General features: G+C 68.2%; 16 protein-coding genes and 1 pseudogene. 6 read left to right on the top strand and 11 right to left on the bottom strand.

Translation table 11 applies throughout. The features are described 5' to 3' along the window. Positions 1–31: 31 nt before the first annotated feature. The 3 genes from N416_RS0114090 (at position 32) to N416_RS0114080 (ending at position 3,004) form a co-directional block, all read left to right on the top strand. Positions 32–1,474 carry a CCA tRNA nucleotidyltransferase gene (locus N416_RS0114090; RefSeq protein ID WP_024442749.1) on the top strand — a complete coding sequence of 481 codons (1,443 nt, stop codon included), beginning with the start codon at positions 32–34 and terminating at the stop codon, positions 1,472–1,474. 24 nt (positions 1,475–1,498) lie between these two features. Next, on the top strand, positions 1,499–2,029 hold the full coding sequence (locus tag N416_RS0114085) for a hypothetical protein (RefSeq protein ID WP_024442748.1): 531 nt from the start codon (positions 1,499–1,501) through the stop codon (positions 2,027–2,029). 102 nt (positions 2,030–2,131) lie between these two features. Continuing rightward, entirely contained in the window at positions 2,132–3,004 is an 873-nt protein-coding gene (locus N416_RS0114080) for a PE-PPE domain-containing protein (RefSeq protein WP_024442747.1), read from the top strand. Between the two features lie 62 nt (positions 3,005–3,066). Here N416_RS0114080 and N416_RS0114075 read toward each other — a convergent pair whose 3' ends face one another. Both N416_RS0114075 and N416_RS0114070 read right to left on the bottom strand, forming a co-directional pair. Continuing rightward, the gene (locus N416_RS0114075) at positions 3,067–3,840 is read right to left on the bottom strand and encodes a TIGR03084 family metal-binding protein (protein WP_024442746.1); all 774 of its coding nucleotides are present in this window, start codon (positions 3,838–3,840) and stop codon (positions 3,067–3,069) included. Further along, positions 3,827–5,134, bottom strand: a complete 1,308-nt coding sequence (locus N416_RS0114070) for an MFS transporter (RefSeq protein ID WP_024442745.1) — start codon at positions 5,132–5,134, stop codon at positions 3,827–3,829. The genes N416_RS0114075 and N416_RS0114070 overlap by 14 nt, the downstream gene beginning before the upstream one ends. Positions 5,135–5,259: 125 nt before the next feature. Between N416_RS0114070 and N416_RS0114065 the strand changes: the two genes are divergently transcribed. Continuing rightward, complete coding sequence (locus tag N416_RS0114065; protein WP_024442744.1) at positions 5,260–5,865, top strand: YqgE/AlgH family protein; 606 nt, start codon at positions 5,260–5,262, stop codon at positions 5,863–5,865. A 28-nt stretch (positions 5,866–5,893) separates the two neighbouring features. Here the strand turns inward: N416_RS0114065 and N416_RS0114060 are convergent, their stop codons facing one another. Together N416_RS0114060 and N416_RS0114055 are read right to left on the bottom strand one after the other, a co-directional pair. Further along, positions 5,894–6,340 (bottom strand): hypothetical protein, encoded by a 447-nt coding sequence (locus tag N416_RS0114060; RefSeq protein WP_024442743.1) that lies wholly within the window; start codon positions 6,338–6,340, stop codon positions 5,894–5,896. A gap of 24 nt (positions 6,341–6,364) precedes the next feature. Continuing rightward, complete coding sequence (locus tag N416_RS0114055; RefSeq protein ID WP_024442742.1) at positions 6,365–7,303, bottom strand: LpqN/LpqT family lipoprotein; 939 nt, start codon at positions 7,301–7,303, stop codon at positions 6,365–6,367. 183 nt (positions 7,304–7,486) lie between these two features. On the opposite strand from N416_RS0114055, the gene leuS reads away from it, so the two are divergent. Both leuS and N416_RS21690 read left to right on the top strand, forming a co-directional pair. Further along, positions 7,487–10,363, top strand: a complete 2,877-nt coding sequence (leuS, locus tag N416_RS21695) for a leucine--tRNA ligase (RefSeq protein WP_036458062.1) — start codon at positions 7,487–7,489, stop codon at positions 10,361–10,363. Positions 10,364–10,456: 93 nt separating this feature from the next. Continuing rightward, a pseudogene (locus N416_RS21690) lies at positions 10,457–11,241 on the top strand (adenylate cyclase regulatory domain-containing protein). 1 nt (position 11,242) lies between these two features. Here the strand turns inward: N416_RS21690 and N416_RS0114040 are convergent. The 7 genes from N416_RS0114040 to N416_RS0114010 all read right to left on the bottom strand — a co-directional run bounded on the left by N416_RS0114040 (position 11,243) and on the right by N416_RS0114010 (position 17,951). Then, positions 11,243–11,908 carry an SDR family oxidoreductase gene (locus N416_RS0114040; RefSeq protein WP_024442741.1) on the bottom strand — a complete coding sequence of 222 codons (666 nt, stop codon included), beginning with the start codon at positions 11,906–11,908 and terminating at the stop codon, positions 11,243–11,245. Continuing rightward, positions 11,908–12,420: a MarR family winged helix-turn-helix transcriptional regulator gene (locus N416_RS0114035; RefSeq protein WP_024442740.1), complete on the bottom strand. Its 513-nt coding sequence runs from the start codon at positions 12,418–12,420 to the stop codon at positions 11,908–11,910. The genes N416_RS0114040 and N416_RS0114035 overlap by 1 nt, the downstream gene beginning before the upstream one ends. Before the next feature lie 57 nt (positions 12,421–12,477). Then, a complete protein-coding gene (locus N416_RS0114030) occupies positions 12,478–13,224 on the bottom strand; it encodes an amino acid ABC transporter ATP-binding protein (protein ID WP_024442739.1) in 747 nt (248 codons plus the stop codon). Further along, on the bottom strand, positions 13,221–15,002 hold the full coding sequence (locus N416_RS0114025; RefSeq protein ID WP_024442738.1) for an ABC transporter substrate-binding protein/permease: 1,782 nt from the start codon (positions 15,000–15,002) through the stop codon (positions 13,221–13,223). Before N416_RS0114025 ends, N416_RS0114030 begins: the two co-directional genes overlap by 4 nt. Next, the gene (locus N416_RS0114020) at positions 14,984–15,781 is read right to left on the bottom strand and encodes an LLM class F420-dependent oxidoreductase (RefSeq protein WP_024442737.1); all 798 of its coding nucleotides are present in this window, start codon (positions 15,779–15,781) and stop codon (positions 14,984–14,986) included. Before N416_RS0114020 ends, N416_RS0114025 begins: the two co-directional genes overlap by 19 nt. 159 nt (positions 15,782–15,940) lie before the next feature. Continuing rightward, complete coding sequence (locus N416_RS0114015) at positions 15,941–16,837, bottom strand: alpha/beta fold hydrolase (RefSeq protein WP_024442736.1); 897 nt, start codon at positions 16,835–16,837, stop codon at positions 15,941–15,943. A gap of 22 nt (positions 16,838–16,859) precedes the next feature. Then, positions 16,860–17,951, bottom strand: a complete 1,092-nt coding sequence (locus N416_RS0114010; protein WP_024442735.1) for an inositol-3-phosphate synthase — start codon at positions 17,949–17,951, stop codon at positions 16,860–16,862. Between the last annotated feature and the right edge of the window lie 45 nt (positions 17,952–17,996).

The raw sequence follows: 17,996 nt of genomic DNA, 5'->3' as shown, positions 1-17,996 counted from the left end.
GTCCTCGCGACCACCGCTAAGCTCATCGAACGTGCCTGAAGCCCATGAAGACGCCGACCTGCTGACCACGGCGGCCGTCGCGCTGAACCGGCACGCCGAGTTGCTGCGCAGCCTCGGCGCGATGTTCGCCGAAGCCGGCCAGCAGATCTACCTGGTCGGCGGATCGGTCCGCGACGCGCTGTTGGGCCGGCCGAGCCCGGACCTGGACTTCACCACCGACGCGCGCCCCGAGCAGGTGCAGCGCATTCTGCGCGGACGCACCGAAGCGATATGGGACACCGGCATCGAGTTCGGCACGGTGGGCGCAACGCTGGCCGGGCAGCGCGTGGAGATCACCACCTTCCGGGCCGACAAGTATGACCAGGTGTCCCGCAATCCCGAAGTGCGCTTTGGGGATTCGCTCGAAGAGGATCTGGTGCGCCGAGACTTCACCGCCAACGCGATGGCGGTGCGCATCACCGCATCCGGGCCGGGGGAGTTCCTCGACCCGCTCGGCGGCCTGGCGGCGTTGCGGGCGGGTGTTCTGGACACACCGACCGCGCCGCAGAACTCCTTTGGTGACGACCCGCTGCGGATGTTGCGCGCCGCCCGGTTCGTGTCCCAGCTCGGCTTCACGGTGGCGCCGCGGGTGCGTGCCGCGATCGAGGACATGGCGCCAGAGCTCGCTCGTATCACCGCTGAACGGGTGGCCGCCGAATTGGACAAGCTGCTGGTAGGCGCCGACCCGGTGGCCGGCCTGGATCTGATGGTGGCCACCGGGATGGGCGATGTGGTGTTGCCCGAGGTGGGCGGCATGCGGATGGCGATCGACGAGCACCACCAACACAAGGATGTCTACCAGCATTCGCTGACCGTGCTGCGTCAGGCGATCGACCTGGAGGATGACGGCCCCGACCTGGTGCTGCGCTGGGCGGCCCTGCTGCACGACATCGGCAAGCCGGCCACCCGCCGGCACGAAACTGACGGAGGCGTCAGTTTTCACCACCACGAGGTGGTGGGCGCGAAGATGGCCCGGAAACGGATGCGCGCGCTGCGCTACTCCAAGCAGATGATCGACGACGTGTCGCAGCTGGTCTACCTGCACCTGCGGTTCCACGGTTACGGAGACGGCAAGTGGACCGACTCGGCGGTGCGGCGCTACGTCACCGACGCCGGACCGCTGCTGGCGCGGCTGCACAAGCTGGTCCGGGCGGACTGCACTACTCGCAACAAGCGGCGCGCTGCGCGCCTGCAGGCCAGCTACGACCAGCTCGAAGAGCGGATCGCAGCCCTGGCCGAGCAGGAAGACCTGCAGCGGGTGCGGCCGGACCTGGACGGCAACGAGATCATGGAGCTGCTCGACATCCCGGCGGGTCCGCAGGTGGGCCGCGCATGGAGCTATCTCAAGGAGCTGCGCCTGGAGCGCGGCCCGTTGACGCGCGAGGAGGCGACGGCCGAGTTGCTGTCGTGGTGGCAGACGCAGGGGAACCGATAGTCGGAGCACCGCGTCTGAGCAGGTATGGATTACTGCCTGGGCGATGGTGATGGGGCGGCCACGATGTGGACCGGCACCCCCGACTTGGATCTTGACGGGGACGGTCTGGCAGATGCCATCAGTCTCGACTTCGACGGCGACGGACTGCGTGACGACGCGCTGGTGGATCTCGACGGGGACGGAATAGCCGACCACCTGCTGCTCGACCTCGACGACGACGGCACCGCGGAGGCCGCCTTCATCGATGACGGCTCGGGCACCTGGGGGCACGGCACCATGGCGGGCTCAGCGGATCGATCGGGTGGGCTGCGTTGGGTGGGGCTCGACAACGTCGAGCACACCGGCGGTCCCCTGGTGGATTTCGACGGCGACGGACGGGTCAATGACCGGCTGCTGGATTCCGATGGTGACGGGCGGGCCGACCGGGTGCTGATCGGCAATGACGGGGGCGGCTTTGGCGCCGCCTACGTCGACACCGACGGTGACGGGCGGTGGAACGTCAAGCTCACCGACGCCGATGGTGACGGTGCCGCCGATGGCGCCACCGCGTTGTGAATTGCCGAGCACCGCGGGGTACCCGAGAACGGTGATTCCAGAAATACTGAACGCGGCGACAACTTCGCCCCGGGTATGCCGACCCACGGGGGGAGGGCAGCAATGAAGAAGATGCGGGTGGGCGCCCTTCTGGGGGCGCCACTGGTGGCCGCTCCGACGTTGATCGGAGCGGCGAGCGGCGCGGCGACGGTCCCGGACACCGATCACCAGATCCTTCAGTACGGCCTGGCCGCCGAAGCCCTGGTCATGATTCCGGCGATGAACCAGGACTGGCTCGACCTGAGCAAGGAGCTGTACCTGGTGCCCAACGGATTCGCCCCCGACGGCACGGCGACGTTCCTTCAGGTGCCGGAGACCAACGACCTGAACGCGAGCATCAGCGGAGCCACCCAAATTCTGGTCGAGGCGATCGCGCAGCGGTGGAACGATGGCGAGTTCAGTTCCACAGACCCGCTCTACGTTTTCGGATATTCGCAAGCTGACGTCGCAGCCGGGCTGGCGGCAGAACAACTCCATGAGCAGTATCCCGACATGCCTTTGGATGCACTGCATTTCGTGTTGGTGGGCGACAGTGCCGCGGAGGGCGGATTCCTGAGCGAATTCATGCCGACGCTGCTGCAATGGATACCGGAGTCATGGCACGCCGACGTGATCAACATGGTCTATCAGTTCGCCGAGCTGATGCACGTCGACTCGGTCATCGGCTTGGTGACCCCGAGCGATCTGTACACGACGGACGTCTACTCGCTGTCCAGCGACGGGTTCGCGAACTGGGACAACGGCCAGCAGATGGCCGGCATGTTCAGCGACCACCTCGCATACCTGGGCCTGACGCCGACCGAGATCGCGGGTGCGACCGAGGACGTGATCGGCAACACGACCTACCACATGATCGACTCCGCCGACGTGAACATGTTCCAGGCGCTACTGAATTCGCTCGAAATGATCATCGGCGGAGTACTGGCCTGGTTCTGAGCCGCGCGCTCAGCGCCCCCGGCGGAGCTGGTGCGGCCGGGTCTCGCTTCGCGCTGGCGCGCTCAGCGCCCCCGGCCGGGCGGTCCGGCGAAGGCCTGGGCGATCTCCAACCAGCGCTGCGCGTCGTCGCCGTGGGCCACGACGTCAAGATCAGCCAGCGCACGCCGCTGCGTGACCAAAAAGCAGAAGTCCTCGGCGGCTCCGGTCACCCGCTGCTCGGCGTTCACCGGACCCCATGCCCACACGCCGCCCTCGGGCGCGTGTAGTTCCACGTGAAACGGTTCGGCCGGCGGGGCCAGGTTGTGCACGGTGAACGCGAAATCGCGGGTCCGCACACCCAGATGCGCGATCGACCGCAACCGTGCCGTAGGCCGGCGGCGCACGCCGAGTGCATCGGCCACGTCCAGGCCGTGCGCCCAGGTCTCCATCAGCCGAGCGGTGGCCATCGAAGCGGCGCCCATCGGCGGGCCGAACCACGGCAGCTTGCGTCCGTCAGCCACACCGAGTAGCTCCTCGTGCAGCTGCGCGCGCGTGGAGCGCCACTCCGCCAGCAGCTCGGCCGGCGGCAGCCCGGCCAGCTCGGCGGCACCGGCGTCGACGAATCCGGCCGGATCCTTCATCGCCTCGGCGAGGGTGGCAGCAAAACCCGCCTCATCGACGATCGCGGTCAACGCCACCCGGTCGGTCCAGAGCAGATGCCCGATCTGATGAGCGATCGACCAGCCGGTCGCCGGTGTGGGCGTGCCCCACTGACTGTCGGCGAGCGCGGCTACCAGGGCGTCGAGCTCGTCGCTTTCGGCAATCAGATCCGCGACGATCGATTCAGTTTCGGCCATGTTCGTACTTTAAGCCCACCGGTTCGCGGCGCCGCCCGATGAACGCGTGACCGGCCAACCCGACCAGGTACAGCAGGGTGCCGGCCACGATCAGCGACGGCGCCTGCCCGTCGGCGGGAATCACCGCCGCGGCGCCGGCCACAGCGAGGATGAACGACACCCAGAACAGCGAATCCTGTACCGCAAAGACGTGTCCGCGCAGGGCGTCGTCGACGTCGATCTGCATGGCGGTGTCGGCACAGAGCTTGACCACCTGCCCGGCGACTCCGAGCAGGAAGCCGCACAACACCAGAACCGGCAGGTACAGCCCGACGGCGGCCAGTTGGATGACCGCAGCCGCCGCCAGGGCGCCGTTGGTGGTGGCGTAGCGGCCCCAGCGGTGCACCGCCGGCGGGGTCAGCGCCGTGGCCAGAAATGACCCGGCCCCGGCCGAGGCGACGAACAACGCCGTGGTGCCCAGGCCAGACACCGTGTGTTCCCCGACGTGCCGGACCAGCACCAGCACCACCAACGTGTTGATGCCGAAGGCCATCCGGTGCGCGGCCAGTCCGGACAGGGTGGCGGCCACGGTGGGCCGGTCGCGCACCGTCCGGATGCCGTGCATCCAGCCCGTCGTCACCGCGTACAGCACCGAGCCGTGGACTGCCCGCTTGGTGTCGTCGGGACCGAGCACGTGGGCTTCGAAGCGCAGCGAGAGCACCAGGGCGATGGCGACGGGGATGGCTACGGCCGCGATGATCGATGCCGCTCCGCGGTCGTCGGAACCGATCAGCCAACGCGGTAGCAGCATGAAGTTGGCGCCCAAGAAGGCGGCGACCGCACCGGTCGCGATCGCCACGGCATTCATCGTCACGACCTGCTCGCGCGGCACCACGTGTGGCAGCGCCGCGGACAGCCCGGAGGCGATGAACCGGGTGAATCCGTTGGCGATCAGGGCCGCGCACAGCACCGGCAGGTCACCGGCACCGACAGCCAGCAGCACGGCGATCCCGAGCACCAGCACCAGTCGGGCGAGGTTGGCCATCACCATCACCTGGCGGCGGTCCCAGCGGTCCAGCAGGGCGCCGGCGAACGGCCCCAGCACCGAATACGGCAAAAACAGCACGGCGAAAGCACCCGCGATCGCCCACGGCGAGGCGGCTCGGTCCGGGTTGAACAGCAGCGCTCCGGCCAGTCCGGCTTGGAACAGGCCGTCGCCGAATTGGCTGGCGGCCCGCAGTTCCAGCAGTCTGCGGAACTCGGGCAGGCCGCGCGTCGACCGCCACAGTGACGCGGGTGCGCGGTTGTCCACCACAGAACCTCTTCCAGCCTCGGGCGGCGGCGCGGCACCGGCCCCAAACCAGCCTACAAATATCGCGGGCCGGCCGATGTTCGGCACAGCTCAACACGAATGACGGCGGCGGGTGCCATGATGGAAAAATGGCCCAACCCGAAGACCCCGAGGACTATGTCGCGCCCGCTGCGCATCGGGTACGGGCCGGCACGCTGCTGTTGGCCAACACCGATCTGCTCGAACCCACCTTTCGCCGGACCGTGATCTATGTGGTCGAGCACAACGACGGTGGAACCCTGGGCGTGGTGCTCAACCGGCCCAGTGAGACAGCTGTCTACAACGTGCTCCCGCAGTGGTCGGAGCTGGCCGCCAAACCCAAGACGATGTTCATCGGCGGGCCGGTGAAACGCGATGCCGCGCTGTGCGTCGGGCTGTTGCGGGTCGGCACCGAGCCACACGGGTTGCCCGGTCTGCGGCACATCGACGGCCGACTCGTGATGGTCGACCTCGATGCGGACCCCGAGACCATCGCGCCGCACGTCGAGGGTGTGCGAATCTTCGCCGGTTATGCCGGTTGGACCATCGGCCAGCTCGAGGGCGAGATCGAGCGCGATGACTGGATCGTGCTGTCGGCGCTGCCGTCAGATGTGATGGTCCCCCCGCGAGTCGACCTGTGGGGACGAGCGCTGCGCCGGCAGCCCTGGCCCACGGCGCTGTTGGCCACCCACCCGATCGACATCAGCCGCAACTGAGTCGGCGGCCGACGCCGACGGAGGCGTCTTACCCGCAGCCGCAGCCGCGGCCGCACCCGGGCGCCGGCTCCGGCGGCGCGGGCTCTCCGCAGCCGCAGCTGGCTCCGCAACCCGCCTCCTCGACGGGCGCACTGTCTCCGCAACAGCCTGACCCGCAACAGCCGACGTCGGCCGCCGCGTGGGCCTGAGCCGACAGGCGTGCCGCGTAGCGGGCGCCCTGCCAGGTCCCAGCGGCCAGCGTGGCGAGTGCCCCGGTGATCGAGATGATCAACGCCAGCAGCGCCATCGACGACGGGCCGGCCAGCACCAGCACACCGCCCGCACCCAGGATCACGCCGACGGCGAGCTGGGCGGGCGCGACCGCCCGCAATACCAGTTGTTCGGGGTCACCGGTGAGCGGGCGCACCAGCGTTCGGACTCCGAACACCAGCGACACCACCGCCGCAACCAGGCACAAGACACCCATGATCAGCATGGGTCCACCATACGAGCCGGGCGGTTAGCCCGTGGTGCCCACCTGGTGGCGGATGACGCCGGACTCCACCGGAGGGCGGGGAACGTCGAGCGGCGGCGGCGCGGTGCCCACCTGGTGGCGCACCGTGCCCGATTGCACCGGACCGCTGGGGGCCGGGGGCGGCGGGTTGGTACCGGGACGCTCGACCCGGAATCCGTTGACGATGCCGTCGGTCGCCGGAGCCGTGCCGATCGCGCGACCGGCGCCGGTGGTCACGGTCAGCGACACCAGGTAGGCGGTGTCGTCTGTCGGCACGATCACGTGGCGCCGTGAGGTGTTCAGCGTCATGTCGGCGTCGCGGTAGGTCCCCTCGATGATCGACGAGGGAAACCCGTTGAAGTCGTCCAGGGAGGCGTTGGTGGTCTGCCAGGCCATCAGTGTCTGGCTGTCGACGAACCCGTGCGTGATCGCTTCCTTCGGGTCGAACTGCCCGTCCAGCCGGTAGACCACGACCTGGGCGTTGGGGGTGTAAAGCGACCCGCTGCGCCGGTCGGCGATCACGGCGAACGCGTCGGGGACGTTGGGGTCGGGCACGTGGGACCAGCCAGCCGGCATCGGCAAGGTGATGTTGAACGCGTTGAACCCGGCGGGCTGTTGCGGTTGCAACTGCACCTTCTTGGCCGCGAAGTAGTCGCGCAGGGTGCCCGAGGTCGCCGGTACGAGGCCGCTCGGCGGCGCGATGGCAGCCGGGGCGCCTGGCACCACCGCGGGCGGCGGGATCGCCGGCGCCGGAGCCATCGGGCGCGGCGCTGACGCGAGCGGCCCGGTCACCGGTGCCGCTGCCGGCTGGGCGGCGGGGCCGTAGGGATTCGGCTGTGCCGGGACCAGCGGATCAGCGGCCACGGCGGGGATACCGGCCAAGCCCGCCGCCATGACAGCGGCGCAGCCGAAGAGGAGTCGCCAGCGGTGCGCGGTGTTCGTCATCTCCAGGGTCCTTCCGGGGCGGGCCGGGCAGCGATGCCCTGGCCGTGAAATGACGGTAGCCACGCGCCAACAGCATCGCCAGGGCCGCAACCGACCTGGAACTAAGCCCTCACCGGGTCGCAATCCAACTGATACCAAGCTGTGGCGATCGGACCGAGAAACACCGCCGTTTACCCTGTTGAGGTGAACGAAGCCCCGACCACCCAGGGATCCAGCGACCAGGCACCCCGGCACCGCTACACCGCGACGCTGGCCGGGCGTATCGAAGACACCTGGCAGCACCACTGGGAGCAGGCAGGGACCTTCAACGTCGCCAACCCGGTCGGCTCGCTCGCACCGACGGACGGTTCAACAGTTCCCGCCGACAAGATGTTCGTCCAGGACATGTTCCCCTACCCGTCCGGCGACGGCCTGCACGTCGGGCACCCCCTCGGCTATATCGCCACCGACGTCTACGCCCGCTTCTTCCGGATGACCGGCCACAACGTGCTGCACGCCCTGGGCTTCGACGCCTTCGGCCTGCCCGCCGAGCAGTACGCGGTGCAGACCGGTACCCACCCGCGCATCCGTACCGAGGCCAACGTCGAGAACTTCCGTCGGCAATTGCGCCGCCTCGGCCTGGGCCATGACAGCCGGCGCAGCTTCTCGACCACCGACGTCGACTTCTACAAATGGACGCAGTGGATCTTTCTGCAGATCTACAACGCCTGGTTCGACACCAGCGCGAACAAGGCGCGTCCGATCTCCGACCTGGTCGCCGAATTCGACTCCGGGGCACGCATCCTCGATGACGGGCGTGACTGGGCGCAGCTGTCGGCGGGTGAGCGCGCCGACGTGATCGACGGCCACCGGCTGGTCTACCGCTCGGACTCGATGGTCAACTGGTGTCCGGGTCTGGGCACTGTGTTGGCCAACGAAGAGGTCACCGCCGATGGGCGAAGTGACCGCGGCAATTTCCCGGTGTTCCGGAAGCGGTTGCGGCAGTGGATGATGCGGATCACGACGTACTCCGACCGGTTGCTCGACGACCTCGAACTGCTGGACTGGCCGGAGAAGGTCAAGACCATGCAACGCAACTGGATTGGACGCTCCACCGGTGCGGCGGCGTTGTTCGCTACGAACACCACCGACGGCTCAACGGTGGGTATCGAGGTCTTCACCACCCGCCCGGACACGCTTTACGGTGCCACCTACCTGGTGCTCGCCCCCGAGCACGAGCTGGTCGACCGGCTGACTGTCGAGGCCTGGCCGGACGGAGTGGATCAACGCTGGACTTTCGGAGCCGCCACGCCGGCCGCGGCCGTCGCCGACTATCGCAAGGCGATCGCGGCGAAGTCCGATCTGGAGCGCCAGGAGAACAAGACCAAAACCGGTGTGTTCTTGGGCAGTTACGCCACCAACCCGGCGAACGGTCAGCAGGTCCCGATCTTCATCGCCGACTATGTGCTGGCCGGCTACGGCACCGGAGCCATCATGGCGGTTCCCGGGCACGATCAGCGTGACTGGGAGTTCGCCGCCGAGTTCGGCCTTCCGGTGGTGGAAGTCATTGCCGGCGGCGACATCTCAGTATCCGCTTACGCGGGCGATGGCACTCTGGTCAATTCCGGACCGCTGGACGGCATGGCCGTCGGGGACGCCAAGAAGGCGATGACTCAACAGCTGGAGGCTCAGGGCCGCGGCTGGGCGCGCATCGAATACAAGTTGCGGGACTGGCTTTTCGCCCGCCAGCGGTACTGGGGCGAGCCGTTCCCGATCGTCTTCGATGCCGACGGCCGCGCGCACCCGCTGGACTCCGCCGCACTGCCGGTCGAGCTGCCCGACGTCGCCGACTACTCACCGGTGCTGTTCGACCCGGACGACGCGTCCAGCGAACCGTCGCCCCCGCTGGCCAAGGCGACCGATTGGGTGCATGTCGAGCTGGACCTCGGCGACGGACTGCAGCCCTACACCCGTGACACCAATGTCATGCCGCAGTGGGCCGGAAGTTCCTGGTACGAGTTGCGTTACGCCGACCCGCACAACGCCGAACGCTTCTGCGCGCCGGAGAACGAGGCCTACTGGATGGGCCCGCGGCCCGCCGAGCACGGACCCGATGATCCCGGCGGCGTGGACCTCTACGTCGGCGGCGCCGAGCACGCGGTGTTGCATCTGCTGTACTGCCGCTTCTGGCACAAGGTGCTGTACGACCTCGGGCACGTCAGCTCGCGCGAGCCCTATCGCCGCCTGGTCAACCAGGGCTACATCCAGGCTGCCGCCTACACCGACTCCCGCGGGTCTTATGTGCCGGCAGCTGACGTCGTGGAGCGTGACGGAAAGTTCTATCTGCCGGGCGCTGACGGTGACACGGAAGTGTTCGCCGAGTACGGCAAAATGGGCAAGAGCCTGAAGAACTCGGTGTCTCCGGACGAGATCTGCGACAGCTACGGCGCCGACACACTGCGGGTCTACGAGATGTCGATGGGCCCGCTGGACATGTCGCGGCCGTGGGCCACCAAAGATGTGGTCGGCGCACATCGCTTCCTGCAGCGGGTGTGGCGGCTGGTCGTTGACGAGGAGACCGGTGAGACCCGGGTGCTCGACGGCGAACCGGACACCGAGACCCTGCGACTGCTGCACCGCACCATCGTGGGGGTGTCGGAAGATTATGCGGCACTGCGCAACAACACCGCGGCTGCCAAGTTGATCGAGTACACCAACCACCTGACCAAGGAGCATCGCGAAGGGGTTCCGCGCTCGGCGGTTGAGCCGCTGGCGCTGTTGCTCGCGCCGCTGGCTCCGCACCTGGCCGAGGAACTGTGGCGGCGACTCGGCCACGATTCCTCACTGGCGCACGGCCCCTTCCCGGTGGCCGACCCGGCCTACCTGGTGACCGACACCGTCGACTACCCGGTGCAGGTGAACGGCAAGAAGCGCGGACTGGTCACGGTGCCCGCCGATGCCGATAGCGACGCGATCAAGGCCGCTGCCCTGGCCGACGACAAGGTGCAGGCATTCCTGTCCGGTGCCGCCCCGAAGAAGGTGATCGTGGTGCCCGGCCGGTTGGTGAATCTAGTGGTGTGACAACGATCTGAGGCGACAGCATGGGGGCCGAGAGCGAAGCATTCCACGAGACGCTGGCGGAGTTGGGGCTGTTCGACGGTCTCGACGCCCCTGTTGCAGGGCATCGAACGTGCGCTGGGGCTGCCGCGGTTGGATGATCCCGATGCCGCCCTGCTTTTGCGGGCTGACGGCGAGGCCGCCGCGCGATTGCAGCAACTTATCGGGGCCGGACTGGACCCGGGCCAAGTGCTGCTGATGATTCGCCGGCTTTCCGAGGGCATTTCCCGGGCGGTTCCGGCATTCCGGTACAGCACTATCTCGGCGATCATGCGGCCGGGTCTCACCGAGGTTGAGGTCGCCAAAGCGCACGAGGAAATCGTGCGAACCGTTACACCCTTGTTGGGGGACATGATTCGCGACGTTCTGCTTGTCCAGCTACGGCGGGTGCTGGAGGGTGAGGAGGTCAACGCCACCGAGCGGGCGGCCGGCGTGGCGCTTCCCGGGGCGCGGCAGCTCGCGGTGGCCTTCGCCGACATGGTCGGGTTCACCCGGCTGGGCGAGGCGATACCGCCCGAAGAATTGGTGGGACTCGTTGAGCGCCTTGCCGATCTGGCCCACGAGGTGGTCCACCCTCCGGTGCGGCTGGTCAAGACGATCGGCGATGCGGTGATGCTGGTGTCGTCCGACGCCGCGCCCGGGATTGGTTCGGCAGCCCGGTGAATGTCGCGAGCCGGGTCACCAGCGTCGCCGAGCCCGGTGAGGTCATGACGGAGGGCGCGGCCCGCGAGGCCGTCGGGGAGGCTCCGGGGTACGCCTGGTCGTTTGTCGGCACCCGTGCGCTCAAGGGTGTGGAGGGCGAGACCAGATTGTTCCGGGTGCGGCGGCAGGAAACCCGATAGCTCAGCGCGGCCGGACCACCACTTCTTGCAGCTGTGCCTCGGCGGGTGTGCGTATCGCGGCGGCCACCACTTCGGCGACGGTGTCGGGACGCAGGAATCGGGCCGGGTTGTACTCGCCGCCCTCGTAGGCGACCAGGTCTTGTTGCATGTCGGTGTCGACCCGGCCCGGGTACACGGTGGTGACCCGTAGTGCGGGCTCGTCGCTGCGCAGTGAATCCGCGAACGCCCGCAGCGCGAACTTGCTCGCCGAATACGACGCCATTCCGGGGGAAACCCGTTGCCCGGCACCGGAGTTGATGAATACCACCTGCCCGCGGGCCGCCCGCAACGCGGGCAACAGAGCCAGGGTCAGGGCCACCGCACCGAATACGTTCACCTCGAAGGTGGCCCGCCACTCCTCGATATAGGACTCGCCGGCGGCACCGGGCAGCATCACCCCGGCGTTATGCACCAACACGTCGAGTTCGTCGACGATCTCGGTGGCCGCCTCGATCCCGTCGATGTCGGCCAGGTCCAGCGGCCAGGTGGTGGCGCCGAGCCGTTCGGCCACGGCGTCCAACCGCGCCGACGGGCGACCGGCGAGCAACAGGGTGTGGGTCGGCGCCAACGCCGCCGCTATCGCCGAACCGATACCACCACCGGCTCCGGTGATCAGCGCAGTCGGCATCAACCGCAATCCATGGGGCAGCCCGCATCGCCGGCGGCTGCCGGTTCGACACCATCACAGGTCGCCAGCCGCTCCAGGGGCTCGAGCGCGCGGGTCAGGGTGTCGAGTTCTTCCTGGCTGAGCTTGTTCAGCATCGCCGCCAACGCCGCGTGCCGGTTTGCCAGCGACTCGCGGTGGCTCGCCAGACCCTCGGGGGTGATGTCGACCAGCACGGCCCGCAGATCCGAGGGATCGCGGCTGCGCTTGACCAGACCGATCTTCTCCAGGCGGCGGATCGCCACTGTGGTGGTGGGGGTGCGGACCCGCTCATGGGCGGCCAGCTCGGTCATCCGGATGGGGCCCCGGTCCAGCAGCGTGATCAGGATCGACAGCTGAGCCAGCGTGAGTTCGCCAGTCGGGGTGCCTCTGCTGATATCGCCGCGACGCAGGATCGAGAACAGTTTGGACAGCGAACGGTGCAAGCCTTCTGCGATCGCCGTCACCTGCGGCGTATCGGCCTTGCTCTCCGTCATAGTTCGCCAGTCTAACGGGTGACTGTGAAGCGGGTTGACAAGTCGTACAGGTTGCTGTCACAACACCTGGGACAGAAACTTCTGCAGCCGCTGCGTCTCGGCGTTGTCGAAGATCTGATCGGGCGGCCCGCACTCCACGACCTGGCCCCGGTCCATGAACACCACCGTGTCCGACGCCGAGCGGGCGAAGCCCATCTCATGGGTGACCACCACCATCGTCATGCCGTCGGCCCCGAGTTCGGCGATCAATGCCAGGATCCCCTTGACCAACTCCGGATCCAGCGCCGAGGTGGCTTCGTCGAAAAGCATCACCTGCGGCTGCATCGCCAGGGCGCGGGCGATCGCCACCCGTTGCTGCTGGCCGCCGGAGAGCGCCGAGGGGCGGGAGGTGGCCTTCTTCTTCAGCCCGACCCGATCCAACAGCCCCAGCGCCAGTTCGCGGGCGGCGTCGTCGGACATCCCGCGCAGCTTGCGCGGAGCCAGCGTGATGTTGTCCAGCACGCTGCGGTGCGGGAACAGATTGAAATGCTGGAACACCATCCCGATCCGCTGCCGCAGCTCGTCGGGGTCGTCGGCCAACACCGATCGGCCGCCCAAGAGGACGTCGCCGGCATCGGGTTCGTGGAGCCGGTTCAAGGTGCGCAGCATCGTCGACTTACCCGACCCGGAGGGGCCGATCACCGCGGCGGTGGCGCCCGCCGGCACGTCGAGGTCGACTCCGCGCAACACCTGGTGTTTGCCGAAGGACAACTCAATTCCTTTGGCCGCCAGCGACACCGGCTCGCGCGCTGCGGGCGCCGTCACGTCATCTCCTGACTGGAGATCGCCGGGCTCAGCTCGACGGCATCGTCGGGTTCGGGGGGCCTGCCGCGCCGCAGCCGATGATCGACGACGTTCACCAGGTGCGTCAGCGGGATGGTCAGAGCCAGGTAGAGGATGCCTGCGGCCACCAAGGGGGACAGGCTGCCGGTCTGGGCGTTGAAGTCGCGTCCCACCTGGAACAACTCCCGCTGACCGGCGACCAGGCCGAGGAAGTACAGCAGCGCCGACGCTTTGAGCAGGGCGATGAACTGGTTGACCAGTGCCGGCAGCACCCGCCGGATGCCCTGCGGGATCACCACCAGTCGCATCGCCTCCGGGTAGCCGAAACCCAGTGCGCGCGAGGCCTCCAGCTGACCGGACTCCACACTCTGGATGCCCGAACGCAGGATCTCTCCGATGTACGCCGCCGCGGTCAGCCCCAGGGCCGCGATCCCCAGCGGATAGGGATTGTTGTGCGTCAGGCCGCCCACCAGCGGCCCGACCGCCAGGCCGATGAGCAGGATGATCAGCACCTCGGGCAACCCCCGGAAGATGTCGGTGTAGATCCGCGCCGGCCAGCGCAGCCAACGGCTGCGCGAAAGGCCGGCCACGGCCAGCCCCAGGCCGGCGATCAAGCCGATGACGCCGCCGCTCACCGTCAGCAGCACCGTGTTGGGCAGGCCGGTCTTGAGCAGATCGGGCAGGGCGCGCCGGTACAACTGCCAGTCGAAGAAGGAGTCGCGTAGCTGCGCCAGAGTCGATTTGGGTGTGTACGGTTCCGACTCGGGCCGGTGATGCCGGGCCGCAATCGCGGCGAAGTCTGGCAGGTGCGGGGTGGCCGCCGACTTGGAACCCGGCTGCCAATCCGGCGGCAACGGCCGCGGCACCCAGTCGGTGAACAGCTGCGGCCAGGTGCCGTCTTCGATGACGGCGTCCAAGCCGGAGTTCAGCGCCGAGATCAGCGCCTGGTTCCCCTTGGCCACCGCGTACGCCTCGAAGCCGGCCGGGCTGAACGTGTAGCCGACGATCTGTGCCGGGTCACCCGGCTTCAACAGGTTCAGTGCGGTCAGCGACGGGGCCACCCACGCGTCGACCTGGTGGCTTTTCAGGCTGGCGTAGAGCGTGACCGAGTCGGGGAACCGCACCGGTTCGACTTCCAGGGCGTCGACGGCGTAGGCGTCTTCGACCGTGCCTTGGACCACCGCGATGCGCTGACCGCTGGCCAGGGAGTCGAATCCGGTGATCCCGGATCCGGCCGGGACCACCAGCGCCATGTACCCGAAGTCGTAGCCGTTGGTGAAGCCGACGGTGCGGCGGCGCTCGTCAGTGGCGTTGATCGACGCCGACCCGACGTCGAAGCGTCCCGACTCCACCTGGGCCAGCAGGCCGAAGAAGTCGGTACCGACGAAATGCACCCGCAAGCCCAGCTTCTTGGCGATGGCCCGTAGCAGTTCGTTGTCGAACCCGCTGTAACGGCCGTGGGCGTTGATGCAGTTCGTCGGTGGGCTTTCGGTCAGCGTGCCGACCGTCAACACTCCGGGGGTGCCCAGCCCGAGCTTGGTCACGTCAATCGAACTGAGCGGTTCGACGCCGGCCGTGGTGTATTTGTCCTCGCGTGGCCGCTTGGCGTTGGCCAGTTTGACCGGCAACGCGACCGCGGCCTGCTCCCCGGGCGGGGTGCACAGGTCCGGGGCGGCCCCGGCCGGCGGCACCGCCGCCAGTCCGCCCACGATCATGCACGTGGCGATGAACGCCGCGAGCCTTATTGCTGGTCGCGCCATCGGCACAGCGCCTCGGCGGCGGACAGGTCGTAGTCGGGTCCGCTGCTGCCGATGGTCAGCAGGCGGACCCCCAGTCCGGTCAGTGCGTCGGCCTCGGCCAGCAATTCGGCCACCGTGCCCCGGGTCTGGTCGCCGCCCAGCGCCGCCGAGTGTTCGATGGTGGCGGGGTCTCGCCCGACGGCGGCACAGTGCTCCGCCAGCACGGCTGCCTTGTGCGGGTAGGCGTCGGCGTCGGCGAAGCTGTGCCACATGTCGGCGTGCTCGGCGACCAAGCGCAGGGTCTTGCGCTCCCCGCCGCCCCCGATCAGTAGCGGGATCGCTCGGGTAGGCGGCGGATTCAACTGCGTCAGACGGCTTTTGATCCGGGGCAGCGCGCCGGCCAAGTCGTCGAGGCGGCTGCCGGCGGTGCCGAACTCGTAGCCGTATTCCCGGTAGTCCCGGTGTTTCCAGCCCGAGCCGATGCCCAGGATCAGCCGGCCGTCGCTGATGTGGTCGACGGTGCGGGCCATGTCCGCGAGCAGCTCCGGGTTGCGATAGGAGTTACACGACACCAGCGCGCCGATCTGGATGCGCGAGGTCTGCTCGGCCCAGGCGGCCAGCATGGTCCAGCACTCGAAGTGCGGTCCATCGCGGTCGCCGTAGAGCGGGAAGAAATGGTCCCAGTTGAAGGCGATGTCGACGCCGAGGTCTTCGCAACGCCGGACCGCGTCGCGGATGGCGCCGTAGTGCGCGGCGTGTTGGGGCTGCAGTTGGACGGCAATGCGGATGGGCCGGGCCATCTCGCCACCTTATCCCCGGAACCGCGGTGCTGATGCGGCGCTTCCAGCTTCGCCTCTCCTTCGTCGAGCCTCGCTGAACCGCCGGTGTCGCTGCGGCGCTTCCAGCTTCGCCTCTCCTTCGTCGAGCCTCGCTGAACCGCCGGTGTCGCTGCGGCCGTCTCAGCTCCGGTTCTCGGCGAGGGCCATCCGAAGCAGCTCGACCAGGACACGAGGCCGATCACTTTGTACGGAGTGTCCGGCACCGTCCACCACGTGGGTGGTCAGCCCCGGCGAGCGTTGGGTGAACTCGGCGACGTCGTCGGCGGTGACGAAGAACGAATCGCCGCCGCGGATCAAGGTGGTCGGCGCGGTGATCGCCGAGACATCGGTCCACAGCTCGGTGAAGTCGCCGACCGAGCGGATGGTGTCGTAGCGCCACGTCCAACTGCCGTCGGGCAACCGACGAGTGTTGTGGAACAGCCCGCGTCGCAGGGACTCCACATCGCGGTGCGGCGCCGCGGCCGCTGTGACGGCCAGCAGCGACTCGAACTCGGGGAAGGTCCGGTCGCCTTGGGCCAACGCCACGGTTCCGCGGTCGGCGGCACTCATCTCGGCATGGCGCTGCAAAGCCGACGGCGTCACATCCACGATCGCCAACCGGGGCACCAGCTCGCCGGCGGTGGCCGCCAGGCGGATCGCGGTCAGCCCGCCCAGCGACATACCGACCACCAATTCGGCATCGGAGGCCAGCTCCTGCAGTACGGGCGCCAAAGTGGCGGCATTGCGCTGCGGTGAGTAGTCGCCGTCCGCACGCCACGCCGAACGGCCATGGCCGGGCAGGTCCACCGCCAGCGCGGGCTCGCCGAGCCCGAGGATGACGGTGTCCCAGGTGTGAGCGTTCTGCGCGCCGCCATGCAGGAACACCACCCGCGGCGGCGCCGAACCCCAGCGCAGCGCACTGACCTCACCGGCCTCGATCCGCTCCACGTCGAGCAACGGACCGGTCAGACCGGCCTGCTCGGCGTTGCCTCCCAAGAGGGCGAACTCCGAGAGGCCGGCCAGCTCGTCGTCAGTCATGTGCGGTGCGCAGCGGCGGCCGCTAGCCGACGATGAATTCCTCGAGCTGGGCGCGCGCGACGTCGTCCGCCAGCTGCTTGGGCGGGCTCTTCATCAGGTATGCCGACGCCGGCAGGATCGGTCCGCCGATGCCGCGGTCCTTGGCGATCTTGGCGGCACGCACCGCGTCGATGATGATGCCGGCCGAGTTCGGCGAGTCCCACACCTCGAGCTTGTACTCCAGGTTCAGCGGCGCGTCACCGAAGGCGCGACCCTCCAACCGCACGTAGGCCCACTTGCGGTCATCGAGCCAGGCGACGTGGTCGGACGGGCCGATGTGGACGTTCTTGTCCTCGACCTTGCCGGCCAGCGAGCCGGTCAGGTTAGAGGTGACGGCCTGGGTCTTGGAGACCTTCTTGGACTCCAGCCGCTCACGCTCAAGCATGTTCTTGAAGTCCATGTTGCCGCCGACGTTGAGCTGGTACGTGCGGTCGAGCGTGACACCGCGGTCCTCGAACAGCTTGGCCATCACCCGGTGGGTGATGGTGGCGCCGACCTGGCTCTTGATGTCGTCGCCGACGATCGGCACGCCGGCGTCGGCGAACTTCTTGGCCCACACCGGGTCGGAGGCGATGAACACCGGCAGTGCGTTGACGAACGCCACACCGGCGTCGATGGCGCACTGGGCGTAGAACTTGTCGGCCTCTTCAGAGCCCACGGGCAGGTAGGAGACCAGCACGTCGACCTTGGCCTCGCGCAGGGCGGCGACCACGTCGACGGCCTCGACGTCGGAGACCTCGATGGTCTCGGCGTAGTACTTGCCGATGCCGTCCAGGGTCGGGCCGCGCTGCACGATCACGTTGGTGGGCGGCACGTCAGCGATCTTGATGGTGTTGTTCTCCGAGGCGAAGATGGCCTCGGACAGGTCGAAGCCGACCTTCTTGGCGTCCACGTCGAACGCCGCGACGAACTTCACGTCGCGGACGTGGTACGGGCCGAAGCGCACGTGCATCAAGCCGGGGACCGTCGAGGTGTCGTCGGCGTTCTGGTAGTACTGGACGCCTTGGACCAGCGAGGACGCGCAGTTGCCGACGCCGACAATGGCGACCCGCACATCCGTCGTTTGCTCAGTCATTTTCGACGCTCTCCTTTTTCTGCTTTCAATGCTGAAGTGCTGTGT

The organism is Mycobacterium sp. UM_WGJ (assembly GCF_000455125.1).
Classification (GTDB): Bacteria; Actinomycetota; Actinomycetes; order Mycobacteriales; family Mycobacteriaceae; genus Mycobacterium.
The sequence above is the reverse complement of the archived record's forward strand: the minus strand, read 5'-3'. Positions and strand labels throughout refer to the sequence as shown.

What these genes read in the sequence shown, in the direction of transcription:
- N416_RS0114085 (WP_024442748.1), top strand. Translation starts at nt 1,499, where the DNA reads ATGGATTACTGCCTGGGCGATGGTGATGGGGCGGCCACGATGTGGACC.
- N416_RS0114080 (WP_024442747.1), top strand. Translation starts at nt 2,132, where the DNA reads ATGAAGAAGATGCGGGTGGGCGCCCTTCTGGGGGCGCCACTGGTGGCC.
- N416_RS0114075 (WP_024442746.1), bottom strand. Translation starts at nt 3,840, where the DNA reads ATGGCCGAAACTGAATCGATCGTCGCGGATCTGATTGCCGAAAGCGAC.
- N416_RS0114065 (WP_024442744.1), top strand. Translation starts at nt 5,260, where the DNA reads ATGGCCCAACCCGAAGACCCCGAGGACTATGTCGCGCCCGCTGCGCAT.
- N416_RS0114060 (WP_024442743.1), bottom strand. Translation starts at nt 6,340, where the DNA reads ATGCTGATCATGGGTGTCTTGTGCCTGGTTGCGGCGGTGGTGTCGCTG.
- N416_RS0114055 (WP_024442742.1), bottom strand. Translation starts at nt 7,303, where the DNA reads ATGACGAACACCGCGCACCGCTGGCGACTCCTCTTCGGCTGCGCCGCT.
- N416_RS0114040 (WP_024442741.1), bottom strand. Translation starts at nt 11,908, where the DNA reads ATGCCGACTGCGCTGATCACCGGAGCCGGTGGTGGTATCGGTTCGGCG.
- N416_RS0114035 (WP_024442740.1), bottom strand. Translation starts at nt 12,420, where the DNA reads ATGACGGAGAGCAAGGCCGATACGCCGCAGGTGACGGCGATCGCAGAA.
- N416_RS0114025 (WP_024442738.1), bottom strand. Translation starts at nt 15,002, where the DNA reads ATGGCGCGACCAGCAATAAGGCTCGCGGCGTTCATCGCCACGTGCATG.
- N416_RS0114020 (WP_024442737.1), bottom strand. Translation starts at nt 15,781, where the DNA reads ATGGCCCGGCCCATCCGCATTGCCGTCCAACTGCAGCCCCAACACGCC.
- N416_RS0114015 (WP_024442736.1), bottom strand. Translation starts at nt 16,837, where the DNA reads ATGACTGACGACGAGCTGGCCGGCCTCTCGGAGTTCGCCCTCTTGGGA.
- N416_RS0114010 (WP_024442735.1), bottom strand. Translation starts at nt 17,951, where the DNA reads ATGACTGAGCAAACGACGGATGTGCGGGTCGCCATTGTCGGCGTCGGC.